Source organism: Psychrobacter cibarius, from assembly GCF_016107535.1.
GTDB lineage: Bacteria > Pseudomonadota > Gammaproteobacteria > Pseudomonadales > Moraxellaceae > Psychrobacter > Psychrobacter cibarius.
Window position 1 is genome coordinate 49,941 of sequence record NZ_JABASQ010000004.1, and the last position, 14,306, is coordinate 64,246.

Below are 14,306 nucleotides of genomic sequence, written 5' to 3' on the forward strand. Positions count from 1 at the left end.
ACCATCAATAGATGGTCTCTTTTAATAACAGAACGAATAACTCTAGTACCAGTTATAAGTTAATGAGGTGAAGAAGTTAGTGCCGTCAGTATTATAACCAGGGGCTGTTACATATTTTTCATTGAACACGTTATTTAAACGTGCAGTCATAGATAGGTTGTCAGTCAGTTTGTAATTACTACTAATATTTACTAAATTATAACTCTCAACTTTCGTATCATTAGTAGCGTCATAATAATAATCATCCACGTACTGGTATTCAGCACGGATATCTAGATCTGATAATTGATAGCCGACATAGACCAAGCCTTTATGTTCAGGACGAATAGCTAGTAAGTTACCATCATTACCAAGTCCACTATCATTTTCGGCTTTCTGGTAATCATAGCTTAAGCCAAATAAGTAATTATCAATATTCCAGTCAGTGCTTAAAGTAGCACCTCTTATTTTTGCTGATTCAATATTTTCATTTTGTGAACCAGACCAAGAGATAAGGTCATCAACTGTATTATGATAGCCTGTCAAGCGCGTAGATTGAAGCAAAGTATCATACTCAATAAAAGCTTCATAGTTGTCACTGGTTTCAGGCTTTAAGTTTGGATTACTTCCCCAACTAGCTGGACCAAATAATTGGGTAAAAGATGGTACGCGATAACCTTTAGCATAATTCGCTCCGACACGTAATTCAGGAGTGAAGTGATAAGCAGCGCCTAAGTTATAGGTGGTTTCACTATCAAAATCAGAATAATCATCATGTCTAACATTAGCCTGAGCGTCTATATTATCTTTAGATAGAATATATCCTAGATAACCACCAGTAACTTTACGGTCATCAGCTTCATAAACACTAGAGTCTAACTCTTGTTTTAGGTGCTCAATACCATAAACAGCAGTACCAATAGGTAACTTATAATCACCTGTTAAGGTGATCTGCTGTTGAGTGGTATCATATTTATCTGGATTGCCCACTTTGGATTCATATTCATAGGTAGAAGAGTCGGCAACACTGTATCCATAAGCTAGCTTAGCTGTTTTTTCAGCATCTTTGTACTGGATATAGGCGCTAGCAACCCCGTTTTTTTGATTGACATAAGCGTCATGTAGAGCTGTTTCTAGCTTTTCATAGGGAGATTCCCAGTTATACTGATCTGCTGAATCAATATCTGTGGTTGAGTCAGTATATAAGCCACTAATACCTACCGTGACCGCTTCATTCACCTTTTGGTTAAGATTCAAACTATAGTTATTGCTCTTAAATCCATCATCGTCTTTATTATAACCATAGCCATCGGGAGCAACGGCGCTAAAACCCTTGGTTTCATTACGGCTAGCAGAGAGACTTAGGCTCGTACCTTGATCGTTTCTGAACTGTGCAGTAGCACCATATAGGTAATGGTCGTGAGAGCCTGCTCCTGCAGTTACAGAAAATTGATTTTTTTCAATATTAGAGCCTTTTGTGAATATTTGAATCACGCCACCCATGGCATCAGCACCATACATACTTGAGCCTGAAGCACCGTATAATATTTCGATACGTTCAATTTGCTCAGCAGGCAATAAACTTAATGCTGCACCGCCATCATCAACAGAGCTATAACGTATCCCATCAACTAAAACTAAAATCTGTCTTTTGTCATAACCACGAATGTAGAAGTTGCCAGTAGTTCCCATGCCACCGTTAGAAAAGTTACTAAAACCTGGTTGCCGAGAGATTATATCTTGCACGGTTTGACCTTGATAACGCTGTAATTCTTCGCTATCAATAACCCTTGTTTGGGCAATGGTATTGCTGATTTTGGTAGGGGTGCGGGTAGCTGTTACAACGATTTCATCGAGTTCAACTTGTGGTAGCTCGCTATCGCTAATAGTAGCAACGTCAGGTGTCACTGCCATTGCTGTGTTAACCGCAAGTAAACCTAGTGCGCTTAAGATACTCAAACGAAGGTAGGTACGTGAAGATGAACGTGATAAAGACATAGTCAATTCCAAAATAATCATATTAGAAAATGCAGCGAAAAAGTAACCATATTGACGTTAATATGGCTAAAAATTACAAAAAACAGTGGACAAGCAAAACTGCGTTCATTATCTACAAAACAGACCGCTTTATAAACCACTTTAACCTAATGTTTATTCACGGTAAGCTGAGGAGTTTTCATGATAGATTGCGGTTTATTCATTTAATGATTATCACTCTTATTCATAGTAGACATCGACAAGGAGTGTCGTGAAAGGTGATAAAAAATTAGCAGCCATAAGCAAAGGTGAGAGCAGATAATTCACATAGATGACCATAAAAACGTGTAATCAAAAGCACTGCTGTTATAAATAATTGCTATTATAGGGAAGCACTCATTTGTTCTTCGTTGTACCATTCATAATGCTAAGAGGTTTGTTTTGTCTATTAAGTGTCGCCTGATTCCTATAATTCCCAGTCCCGAGTTGTCTTCACCATACTCAATCATCAAAATGCCACTAATGGCAATTTTGTTTTTTCTTGTGATGCTGTTGAGTGCGTTGTTGCCCAATAATGCATTTGCTGCTGAAGCCAGCGCATTGGGGATGGGTGGCAGTACCAGTGAGGAGTCGGCAAGTACGCCGATACCAGATTCATTCGGACGCGATACTCCGCGCCATACCGTACAGGGCTTCATCAGTGCGTTAGGTGAAAATGACTATCTGCTGGCGAGTAATTATTTAAACCTATCAAAGTCTGACAATCCAACCACAATCGTTCGTCAATTCAAGCAAGCGCTGGATGCAGGCGGGCGTTTTCAGCCTGATTTGCAGATTAATAATACGCCTGAGGGCAACCTAACTGATCAGCTACCGCCAAGCCAAGAAAACGTCGGTGCGATTAATGTGGGTGAAAAAAGTGTGCCACTGATACTTGAAAGAGTGGTGTCTAAGCAAGGAGAGCAGTACTGGCAGTTTTCTACGGATACGCTCAGCTCAGTACCAGAAGTCATAGAAAATACCGAACCAACGTTAGTGTCTCGCTATACTTTTGATTCCTTAGAAGGCAAAAAGCTGTTTGGTTATCAAGTGGCGGATTTAGCCGCAGCGTTAATGATGACTGTCGGCAGCTTTGTGTTTACTTATATCATGGTATGGCTGCTGTACCATCTATTACGAATCGTCTATCCTCGTGTACGCGGCGTACCATTGCCATTACCTGATAAGGTCGTATTGCCACTGGCAGTGGTCATTATGGCGCTGATACTGTCAGAAGTGATGGTGTATGCAGGCGTGTCGGTGACGCTACGTGAACCGATCAATCGTTTTACTGAGATTGCATCTTGGCTTGCATTAACTTGGTTGCTGTTACGAGTCATCGATGCCATATTCACTCGTGCGGTAAATTTAAGTTATAAGAAAAATTATACTGAACGTGTCTCAATCTTGGGGCTGCTACGCAAAGTGGTCAAAGCGTTGCTGCTGATCTTTGCCGTGATTGTTATCTTCGGTAATTTGGGTTTTGATTTGACCACGGGTATTGCCGCCTTGGGTGTGGGTGGTTTGGCATTAGCACTGGGTGCGCAAAAAACCATCGAAAACCTTGTTGGTAGTGTCGTGGTCGTGGCGGATTCGCCCGTACGTATTGGTGATTATTGTAAGTTTGGCACTTATGAAGGCACAGTCATTGATATTGGTATTCGCTCATCACGTGTGCGCACCTTGACGCGCACTGTTGTGACTGTACCAAATGGTGATTTCTCATCGATGCAGATTGAAAACTTTACGTCCCGCGATATGTTTCGCTTCTTCCATCAGTTATATATTAAACGCACTGCTGATATTGATGTAGTCTTTAAGATGGTCAAGGATTTGGATGAGTTTATAGATGAGCATTATTTGACCAACCAAGAATGGAATCAGGTCAATATTTTAGAGCTACGTCAAGACTGCTACATTATTCAATTACAGGCGTATGTTAATGCTAATGGCGTGACTGAGTTCTATGACAAACAGAACGTTTTGTTTGTTGATTTATTGAACCAAGTGGCGAAATATGATGTCGAGCATGCCTTGCCAACGCAGCAGCTTATTGTCAATAAAACTGAGCTTGAACATCACATAGAAAATGAAATGGAAAATAAGAATAAGGAAGACAACGTCGCCGAAACGACAAAAGACATGTCAAACGATGACCATGCTGATGATGATGCTAGCGACAATAAGGATAACAGCAACGATGATAAGCATGCCGTGGACTTGAGTAAAGGTAAAGATAACGTCAAGACAGATGAAAAAGGCAGCCAGCGAACCTCTAAATCAGTCAAGAGCAAAAAAGACAATGCGTTAAAGACATTGAGAAATAAAAGCCGTATGATAAAGAAAATCAAGTTCAAGTACGCAAAAAGAAAATCTGGCTTTTCTATATGGAATCAGCCATAAAGTTATGGATTAAAAACGGTATAAGATAAGCACTTGAGGTAAGTATCAAGCGTTCATCTTATACCATTCACAAAAATTAGAACAGCAAAGAAAACGAGTGCTAGGGCGTGTCTTCATTTCAAAAATGGTGATAAAAATGAGATAAATTGCCGTCAAACAAGGAAAATAGCTGGTTAATATCGGGATATTAACCAGCTATTTGACGATGTTTGGCAAGATTTAGCCATTTTTAGCCCATTTAGAGGACTATCGAGTGAATTGAAGACACGCCCTAGACTAAGCTTAAGCTAATCGAGTTTGACATAATGAATCGTCACTTGGATGTTTGGCATTATAAAGGGACAGCGGTTTGATTACGTAATAAGCCGTAGTATGACCATAGCAACAGACTGGCAGCGCTGCGATGTGGTGACCAATCTTGAGTTAGATTCTTTAACTGTTTCGGCGTTGGGCGTTCCGTTAAGTCTAATAACGCCATCGCCGCTACTTTAATCGCTAGATCATCGACCGCAAGTACGTCTGCACGTTTCAGAGAGAATAATAAATACATCTCAGCCGTCCAGCGGCCAATACCAGTAACGGCCGTCAGCACTTCTATTGTTTCTTCATCAGGCAAAATTTCTAACGCAGCAAAGTCTATATTATGATCGATTAATGAGCGAATATAACGGGTTTTTTGTTTAGATAACCCTTGCGCTCTTAAGTCTTCATCTGTTGCTTTGATAATTGCCTGTGGATTCGTTAAGGCGGCATCAAGTAATTTTTGCCAAATACTGGCTGCTGCTGTCACAGACAGCTGTTGACCAACCATTGCTCGCATCAACTGCTCAAACCCACCGATATTATGCCGTAGACTGGGCATACCAACCTGTTCATAGATAGACAAAAATCTTGGCTCGATAACAATCAAAGCCATGATATGTTCATGTAGCTGTTGCGTGTTCTGAATGGTCTGTATGCTCATAAATACTTATCCTGATTTATGTAAATACCGCTATCGCTAGATGTTAAATATAGTGTCTGTAGTAGATAAGAATTAAATAGTGATTTTAAAATGAGCATAACAAAAAGGACTGCCAATAAGCAGTCCTTTTGATTCTTCATACTAACTCTAACACTAAAAACTATTCACCATCAGCTTTAGATTTTTTGAGCAGTACCAATACTGCACCGTTACCACCATCTTTTGGCGGCGCAGAGCAAAATGCCAATACTTCTGGTAATTGACGTAGCCAACCGTTGACGCAGGTTTTTAAAATGGCCTCAGAGCCTTTACCATGGACGATTTTTACCATGGTTTCGTTTTTCTGTTTTGCTTGGCTTAGGAGTTGAGTCATTGCCACGCGTGCCTCTTCGATGGTACAACCATGAATATCTACGGCGTCATACCAACGTAGCTTGCCTTTTTTAAGCTGATCAAAGATTTTATTCTGCAAAGTCGGCTGTTTGTAAGATAAATAGGCTTCAGCAGCGACAGGGTTGAGTAGTGCTTGCATATCTGACAAGCCAGCTCCCAAATCACTCGCTTCACTACCTTGCGCAGCAGCACGTTTAGACAAGGTGGTCGCATCAGGTTTGCCCGCTTTGCTAGCATTGGCAGGTGAGCGTACGTTTTTGTCTTCAAGCTGATTGACGCCATGCATTGCTTGCATAAACAGCACTTTGTCATCGTCAATATGCTCGCTAGCCATTTGCTTGACAGTCTTGTTTACTTGCTTTTGCGTGGGCAATGATACAGGCTCAGTAGGCTTTTGGTTTTCATTTTCAGGCGAATTGGTATCGCGACCTTTGCTAAGCTGGCCTTTTAGCTCTTTGAGCTGGTCTTGCATTTCTTTTGAAAATAGAGAGTTTGACATAGAAGTTAACGTATCGTTGGTTGATGAATGATGGATTTATTTAAACTGTTCAATAGACTTAAGCCACTTTACCCGTCTGCTGCGACGCCTGCAAGTAAGGATTGTAACGCTTGTCCAGGATGGTCAGTCTTCATGAACTGTTCACCGATTAAGAAGTGCTGAATGTCATTATCTAACATCAAACGAATATCAGCGCTATTATGAATGCCACTTTCGGTGACGATAAGCGGTTTAAGCGTGCTATCCACATCAGCTGCCAGTGCGTCGATTAAAATATTTTTTAGATCCAGCGTGGTTTGCAAGTCGACATCGAAAGTATTCAAATCACGATTATTAATGCCGTAAATATTATGCGCTGAGCGCGGTAGCTGTAGTGCACGTTCAAGTTCGGCTTTAGTATGGACTTCTATCAATACATCCATACCCAATTCGATACTTAGCGCATGCAGCTCTTGTACTTGGATGTCGTCAAGGCAGGCCATAATGAGTAGAATACAGTCAGCGCCCATCAGATAAGATTGATAGATCTGGTACACATCTATCATAAAATCTTTACGCAGTATGGGTAAGCTTACCGCATTAGCTGCTTGAATAAGATAGCTATCATCACCTTGGAAATAATCGCGATCAGTCAATACAGACAGACAGCTGGCGCCCGCTTGCTCGTATTGTTTGGCAAATAGGGCAGGCGCGAAGTTGTGATTGATAACGCCTTTAGAAGGAGAGGCTTTTTTAATCTCAGCGATGATACCAATATCATGCTCTTTAGTGCTAGCCGCCCGCAGCGCCGCCGCGAAGCCACGACGTGGTTTGTTATCTGCCGCGACTTGCGCTTGTAAATCTTCAAGATATAATACCTCGCGTGCGGCATTTACTTCTTCCACTTTAGTGGCGACAATGCGTTGCAATACGGAAGGAATATCTGTCTTGGTTTCTGTATGAGTCATGCGGGTATCCGAATATCGTTAAATGTAAATAGACAAAATAGCTAGAGTGCACAGTAATGGTGCTTAGCCGTTAAGCAGGAGTTACCAGTTGCTGCGTATATGTGGCGAGAGACTCAAGCTTGAGTAGAGCATCACCATTCTGAATGACTGTTTGTGCCCGGCTCACACCATTAGCATAGTTGCTTGCAAGTCCTGCGGTATATATGGCCGCGCCTGCATTTAGTGCAATCATATCACGTGCTTTAAGAACAGCACGGTCTTGAGAGTTTTCTCCTGATAGAGCCGCGCGAATCAGCTCAAGACTTTGCGCTGGAGAATCTACATCGAGACCGATAAGGGTTTGTGACTCAATACCTGCATCTTCTGGCATCATCTCATAAACAGATATCTCACCGTCTTTTAATTCAGCGACAGTGGTTGAGGTAGCGAGACTGATTTCATCCAAACCGTCTTTTGCGCCCACAACCATGACATGACGTGCGCCTAAATTTTTCATGACTTTAGCGATAGGCTCGCACAGCTGAGCGGTAAAGACACCGATTACCAGATTGGGTGTGCCAGCAGGGTTGGTTAATGGTCCTAAAATATTAAAGATGGTACGAGCTTTGAGCTCGCGGCGTACTGGATTGGCATAACGCATCGCACTGTGATGATTGGGCGCAAACAAAAAACCGATACCTTGGTTTTCGATACATTCTTTAGATTGCTCAGGGGTAAGCGCCAGACTGATACCTGCTTGCTCAAGCAAATCTGAGCTGCCAGAGTTGGTGGAGACGCCGCGGTTACCATGTTTGGCCACTTGCGCACCAGCAGCGGCAGCAACCAATGCTGATGCAGTAGAAACGTTGAATAAATTGGCACCATCACCGCCAGTTCCGACGATATCGACTAAGTAATCACAGCCCCGTGGTTCGATATTGGCTGCTAACGCACGCATCGCACTGGCAGAGGCAGTAATCTCATCGATGGACTCACCTTTCATACGCAGACCAGTCAAAATAGCACCCATCATGGCGTCGCTACATCTGCCTTGCATGATAATCAGCATCACCTGATACATCTCATCAAAGGTTAAATCAATGTGCTGAAAAATTCGCCCCAAAGCAGTCGTCAGTAGCGTATGTGTCTCTTCATCAGACAGTTGAGTAATGTTAGTTGGGGTAGGGCTTTCATTTGTTTTTGTCGTACTCATTATGATCTCTCTTAATATTTTTATCCGTTAATCTTAAATTATCAATAGAATAGTTTTGATTTTAATTTTGTTATTAACGGCTTTTTTAGAACATACTTTAATAAACTGTTAGCCGACTTGTGGTAGTTCATCTGAGGTTAGTGCTGACAAATGATGCGTTTGCAAAAAATTGTTGAGCAGCTGATAACCTGCTTCGCTTAAGATAGACTCGGGATGGAATTGTACCCCTTCTATCGCAAACGTTTTATGATGGATACCCATGATTTCTTCAATACTGCCATCACTGTTTTGTGTCCATGCGGTCAGCTCAAGACAGTCGGGCAGGCTGGTTTTATCAATGACAAGCGAATGATAGCGCGTGACTTGTACGGGATTAGGTAAGCCTACAAAGACACCCTGGTCAGTATGATAGACAGCGGATAAGCGGCCGTGCATGACTTCACCAGCCTTGACCACTTGTCCACCAAATGCTTGTCCAATTGCCTGATGTCCTAGGCAAATACCTAGTATCGGTATCACGCCCTGAAAAGTCTTGATAGCTTCTAGAGAGATACCAGCTTGATCGGGATCGCAGGGACCGGGGCCAATGACGATCGCATCTGGCGCAAGGGTTCTAATATTTTCAATAGTGGTTTGATCGTTACGCCAGACGGTGATGTCCTGCTGTAATTCACCGAAGTACTGTACAATATTGTACGTAAAGCTGTCGTAATTATCGATCATCAGAATCATTAGCGTTCTACTTATTGAGTTCTACTTATGGAGATGGTTATATAACGCTGTTATCTTACCACTATTTTGCAGTCTATCAAATGTAGGGTGCAGGCGACCCAAATAAGTGGTGAATAACAATACATTTTGCTTGTTGGATGACATTCGTTAACATCTCGAACGCACTAAAAAAGCACATGATTTTTTATTTATACATATAATATGCACTAATTTAGTGCATAAATGCGTTATTAATGACTCTGGATAAATAATTTGTATGACCCCACTGACGATAAATCTACGGCTGAAATAGTTTCAAAGGTACTATAAGTTGCTGTAATTATTGTTAATAACTATCTTTTTATCCTCTATATTTTCATCGTTATAAAAAGCTGGCATAGCCTTTGCAGTATTACTGTTAAGATTATCTTTGGTGATAAAGTGGTTCAATAATTATTATTAACGAGTGCCTGAAGAGTTCAGCATAATGAGTGATATGTTGTTAGAATAATATCGAACCAAAACACTGGCGGGTCTTATTAAGCGCATAACTTAGATGACTATCTTGATTAATAATATTGACAGTGTTGAGAATAAGCATAATATTAAACAGGATATTTAGCGCTAAACGCAGCGCTGACTGTTATCAAACCAGAGATTTTTAACCAACAGATTGTACCTATAATTTTAAATCGCAATAATCTAATCAACACAACGGAGACTATTTATGTCGAACAAACTACTAGATCTTATCCAATCCTCTAATGCTAAATGGGTTGATTTTCGCTTCACTGATACACGTGGTAAAGAGCAACATATCAGCTTTCCAGCGCATAGCGTTGATGAAGAAGTGATGGAAGATGGCAAGATGTTTGATGGCTCATCTATTGCTGGTTGGAAAGGTATCGAAGCGTCAGATATGATCTTGCGTCCTGATCCAGAGACGGCTTTTCTTGACCCGTTCTTTGATTCACTTACCGTAGTTGTTACTTGCGATATCATCGAGCCATCAACGCTACAAGGTTATGATCGTGACCCACGTTCTATTGCGCGCCGCGCCGAAGAGTACTTGAAGTCAACGGGCATTGGCGATACTGCTTATTTTGGTCCTGAGCCTGAGTTTTTTATATTTGATGATGTGAAATGGTCAATTGATATGTCTGGCGTTAGCCATAAGATCACAGCCGAAGAAGCGGCATGGTCGACTAACAATGACTATGAGTGGGGCAACATGGGACATCGTCCACGTGTTAAAGGCGCTTACTTCCCAGTACCACCAATCGATAGCTCGCAAGACATGCGCTCTGTTATGTGTGAGCGTTTAGAAGAAATCATCGGTGAAGGCTGTGTCGAAGTTCATCACCATGAAGTTGCGCCTTGCCAGTCAGAAATTGGTGTCGCTTTCAATACGCTAGTCAAAAAAGCCGATGAAGTACAACAGTTGAAGTATGTTGTGCATAATGTTGCGCATCAGTTTGGCAAAACGGCTACCTTTATGCCAAAACCAATCGTTGGTGACAATGGTTCAGGCATGCATGTGCATATGTCAATCTCCAAAGATGGTGTCAATACTTTCTCAGGTGATGAGTATGCGGGTCTTTCTGAATCTGCACTGTATTTTATCGGTGGTATTATCAAGCATGCGCGTGCGTTGAATGCGATTACCAACCCATCGACTAATAGCTATAAGCGCCTAGTACCGCATTATGAAGCGCCTATCAAACTTGCGTACTCAGCGTCTAACCGCTCAGCGTCTATCCGTATTCCACATGTTAGCAGCCCAAAAGCGGTACGTGTTGAAGCACGTTTCCCTGATCCAGCAGCCAACCCATACTTAACATTTGCAGCGTTACTAATGGCAGGTCTTGATGGTATTCAAAATAAAATACATCCAGGTGAAGCGGCTGACAAAAACTTGTATGACTTACCACCAGAAGAAGAAGCGCTCATCCCAACCGTTGCGGAGAGCTTAGAAGTTGCATTACAAGCCCTGCGTGATGATCATGAGTTCTTGTTAAAAGGTGATGTATTCACTGAAGACATGCTAGAGGCGTTCATCGCTTTGAAAGAAGAAGAAGTGCAACGTGTCAATGTAACCGTGCATCCCGTTGAGTTTGACTTATACTACAGTTGCTAATTTATAGCTAATACGCTCATAGCAAGCTCAATTCATAAAACCAGTTAAGGCAATCTTAGCTGGTTTTTTTACGTCTCAATAATAATTTGCTAAATCAACGGATCTGTCTTCTTTGAAATTATTACTGATTTAACACCCAAAATATCGCATAATAGATATTCATAATATTAGGTACTCATTAGGTTGACTGACTATGACTTCATTATCAAAACCGGTTTTTTCAAACAGTAAGTTAGGGTTGGCACTGATTGCTGCTACGATGATTAGTATGGCGACTCTCTACGCCCCTTTGGCAAATGCTGCGCCTATTTATAAAGTTATTGACGAAAAAACTGGTCAAGTCACCTTTACCGATCGCCCGCAAAATTATGAGCAGCAGGCAGGTAAACAAATCAGCCAGACGGGTGTCATGACGAAAGAAAGTCGCGTCAGCTCAAGTAACAGTGATAACACGAGTAGTCCACCTCCTTCTAGTAATGTTAATACTACTACGCAAAATACGGCTGCTAAAAATAGCCCTGTCGCCAAACCAGCCGTCAATTACCAGCTTGCTATTGCTGAACCAAGCGCAGAGCGTGCATATCGTCGTCCAGCCCAAAGCATTGATATCAATGTGCAAGTGAAGCCGGAGTTACAAGCAGGTGATAGTGTTAGTATTTATTTGGATGGTAATGAAGTCGCGCAAGGTCTTAGCGCCTCGATTGCAACGGTAGATGTTTTACCAGGATCGCACAAGATAAAAGTCGTGTTAAAAAATGAGAAAGGTCAAACACTCAAACAAGTAGAGCGTACGGTGTATGTGATTCAAAACAATACAACATTGCAAAATAATAAGAAAATCGCGCAACAGCTTTTAGCTTATCAGAATCTACCTTGGTATCAAAAAGTACTGTTAAAAATGCGTCAAGAGGGCAAACAACCGAATATGCAATCATTTACTAAGCCTATAGTGGACAAACCCATGACGCTTGAGCAACCGGTGATAAATTAACTTGTAGGCAATGTGTCAATCATGGATAAGTATAAGAACCCATACAAAATAGAGTAACTTTATAAGTTGATTTCTTCTATATAAACATAAAGGCAAGCGCTGATTGCAGCGCTTGCCTTTATGTTTATCAGGATATTTATCAATTCTATATATTTATAACTTATTTAGTCAATTCAATCGTACCATTAGCAGTCACTGAGATAGTACTATTGCCAGATTCAAAACTTTGGCTAGGTACTGACTCGTCTGCTGCGCCTGATTTCATGCTCATAGCACTATACATCGGACGTGGGTAGTTGCTACCTGTATTTAGATTCACATTGACGACACGATAGCTACGAGCATCCCAAGCGCGTGTTAGGTTTTTAGCTTGTTGCTGAAAGGCACGAGACGCATTGGTCATCAGCTTTTGCTCAAGCGCATCCTTCTTGGTATCTGAGACACCAAAGTTCAGATTGTCCATCACCAGCGTTTCTTGTAGGTCAGCGATGAGTTGGCTGGTGGCTGCAAAGTCGGTACTTTTTAAATCGATGTTTGCTTGTCCTGTCCAGCCAATGATTTTGTCATTTTTATCATAGCGAGGGTAGGTGCGCTGTTGTCCGGTGCTCACGGTAACCGTTGGATAGCGCTTAGCAATTTTCATGGCATTATTAATTGAGGTGTTGAGCGTTGTCGCTAGAGTTTTAGAATCCGTTGCCTGCGCTTTTTTATATAAGCTGGCTCGTACTTCATCATTCTGGATTTCTTCTTTTACTTCTGTCTGAAAAGTAAGCTGATCGTAGCCTGTTGGTTCTGCATGCGCGCTACCCATCATAGCTGTGAGTAGAAATGCAGTACCAGTCGTTAGAGCAGCTTGATTAAGTAAAGTGGTTTTCACAATGATCTCCTGAGTGAGTTATATCAATAGTATTTAGGTGAGCCATACCATAGGTAAGACTCGCCTTTATATGAGAAGCTGTCCATTTTAGTTATTAGTTGATACCGAGTATGCTCAGCTTCCTCAACTAAAATAGCAAAATTTAACAGGCTTGCTGTGAGAATTTTGTCACCTAAGTTACAGGGCGTTTTGAGGTCATAGAAAGAGTTTTACGATAGGGGTTGTAATATTTAAAAATTCTTGTATAATTTGTAGCTGGTGGCTCCATTGGTAGCCTCGCAACATTGTTCTATGAACCCCGCCAGGACCGGAAGGTAGCAACGGTAATAGTCACAGTGTGTGCCGAGGATTTGCTTTTGGAGTCGCTTTTTTTTGTCTAAAATTTGATAACTGTTTTGATATTTAATTAGAAATGCTCATTTGATCTATTAAGCCCTTCATTGTAAAGGGCTTTTTTTCGACCTTTTTTTGTCCGATTTTGACCTTTGATTGATTAATATGGGTTAAAATACAATGTATTAACTTTTATTAACATTCTGGACACTTTAGGGTTTTCTTATGAAGATGTTTGTTTGGTTGTTCATTGCCTTCGTGCTACTAGCGATTGTGTTTGGCGTATCTATATTTAATAAGTTGGTACGCGCTCGCAACCAAGCGAAAAATGGTTTTGCCCAAATAGATGTACAACTGAAGCGCCGTCATGATTTGATTCCAAATTTGGTTGAAACCGCTAAACGCTATCTAACGCATGAAGAAGAGACGCTGACCCGTGTGATTAGTGCACGTAATCATGCCCAGAGCTTGCAAGACTCCAATACACATCAGCCAGACTCGCTTGAGCATATGGCGCTATTTGCCAAAGCTGAGAGTATGCTGTCTAAAGCGTTAGGGCAGTTTTCAGCGGTTGTGGAAGCTTACCCTGAGCTAAAGGCGGACAGCATGATTAAAGAGTTGATGGATGAGCTGACCAATACTGAGAACCGCATTGGCTTCGCCCGTCAGCACTATAATGACAGCGTGATGTTCTACAACAATGACCGCGAGGTATTTCCCAACAATCTTATTAGTACGACTTTTGGCTTTCGTCCGTTAAGCCCGCTAGTATTTGAAGACAGAAAGGCGATCGCTCAAGCACCTGTCGTCAATATGGGCTGATATTGCATTATATTCATATGTTCAGATGCGTTTAGCTATTTT

Annotated in this window: 11 protein-coding genes and 1 other RNA gene; 5 read left to right on the forward strand and 7 right to left on the reverse strand. The window is 41.5% G+C overall.

Annotated elements, in window-relative coordinates:
• Positions 1–42: 42 nt before the first annotated feature.
• Positions 43–1,977 (reverse strand): TonB-dependent receptor plug domain-containing protein, encoded by a 1,935-nt coding sequence (locus JFC08_RS04470; RefSeq protein ID WP_198329860.1) that lies wholly within the window; start codon positions 1,975–1,977, stop codon positions 43–45.
• Between the two features lie 501 nt (positions 1,978–2,478).
• Here JFC08_RS04470 and JFC08_RS04475 point away from each other — a divergent pair.
• Complete coding sequence (locus JFC08_RS04475) at positions 2,479–4,398, forward strand: mechanosensitive ion channel family protein (protein WP_227697645.1); 1,920 nt, start codon at positions 2,479–2,481, stop codon at positions 4,396–4,398.
• A gap of 331 nt (positions 4,399–4,729) precedes the next feature.
• Here JFC08_RS04475 and JFC08_RS04480 read toward each other — a convergent pair whose 3' ends face one another.
• From JFC08_RS04480 to JFC08_RS04500, 5 genes are all read right to left on the reverse strand, one after another.
• Positions 4,730–5,362 (reverse strand): DNA-3-methyladenine glycosylase family protein, encoded by a 633-nt coding sequence (locus tag JFC08_RS04480; protein WP_198329861.1) that lies wholly within the window; start codon positions 5,360–5,362, stop codon positions 4,730–4,732.
• A 160-nt stretch (positions 5,363–5,522) separates the two neighbouring features.
• A complete protein-coding gene (locus tag JFC08_RS04485) occupies positions 5,523–6,254 on the reverse strand; it encodes a Smr/MutS family protein (protein WP_198329862.1) in 732 nt (243 codons plus the stop codon).
• Positions 6,255–6,322: 68 nt separating this feature from the next.
• On the reverse strand, positions 6,323–7,201 hold the full coding sequence (gene trpC / locus JFC08_RS04490; protein ID WP_198329863.1) for an indole-3-glycerol phosphate synthase TrpC: 879 nt from the start codon (positions 7,199–7,201) through the stop codon (positions 6,323–6,325).
• Positions 7,202–7,271: 70 nt separating this feature from the next.
• Positions 7,272–8,393 carry an anthranilate phosphoribosyltransferase gene (gene trpD, locus JFC08_RS04495; RefSeq protein WP_198329864.1) on the reverse strand — a complete coding sequence of 374 codons (1,122 nt, stop codon included), beginning with the start codon at positions 8,391–8,393 and terminating at the stop codon, positions 7,272–7,274.
• A 108-nt stretch (positions 8,394–8,501) separates the two neighbouring features.
• A complete protein-coding gene (locus JFC08_RS04500) occupies positions 8,502–9,125 on the reverse strand; it encodes an anthranilate synthase component II (protein WP_198329865.1) in 624 nt (207 codons plus the stop codon).
• A 706-nt stretch (positions 9,126–9,831) separates the two neighbouring features.
• On the opposite strand from JFC08_RS04500, the gene glnA reads away from it, so the two are divergent.
• Complete coding sequence (gene glnA / locus JFC08_RS04505; RefSeq protein WP_055124883.1) at positions 9,832–11,241, forward strand: type I glutamate--ammonia ligase; 1,410 nt, start codon at positions 9,832–9,834, stop codon at positions 11,239–11,241.
• A 193-nt stretch (positions 11,242–11,434) separates the two neighbouring features.
• Positions 11,435–12,232, forward strand: coding sequence for a DUF4124 domain-containing protein (locus JFC08_RS04510; RefSeq protein ID WP_198329866.1), 798 nt, complete (start codon positions 11,435–11,437; stop codon positions 12,230–12,232).
• 160 nt (positions 12,233–12,392) lie between these two features.
• On the opposite strand, the gene JFC08_RS04515 is transcribed toward JFC08_RS04510, so the two are convergent.
• On the reverse strand, positions 12,393–13,046 hold the full coding sequence (locus tag JFC08_RS04515) for an SIMPL domain-containing protein (protein ID WP_420825207.1): 654 nt from the start codon (positions 13,044–13,046) through the stop codon (positions 12,393–12,395).
• A gap of 328 nt (positions 13,047–13,374) precedes the next feature.
• On the opposite strand from JFC08_RS04515, the gene ffs reads away from it, so the two are divergent.
• Positions 13,375–13,471: signal recognition particle sRNA small type (gene ffs, locus JFC08_RS04520), an RNA gene on the forward strand.
• 196 nt (positions 13,472–13,667) lie between these two features.
• Positions 13,668–14,264, forward strand: a complete 597-nt coding sequence (locus JFC08_RS04525; protein WP_198329868.1) for a LemA family protein — start codon at positions 13,668–13,670, stop codon at positions 14,262–14,264.
• The last annotated feature ends 42 nt before the right edge of the window (positions 14,265–14,306 follow it).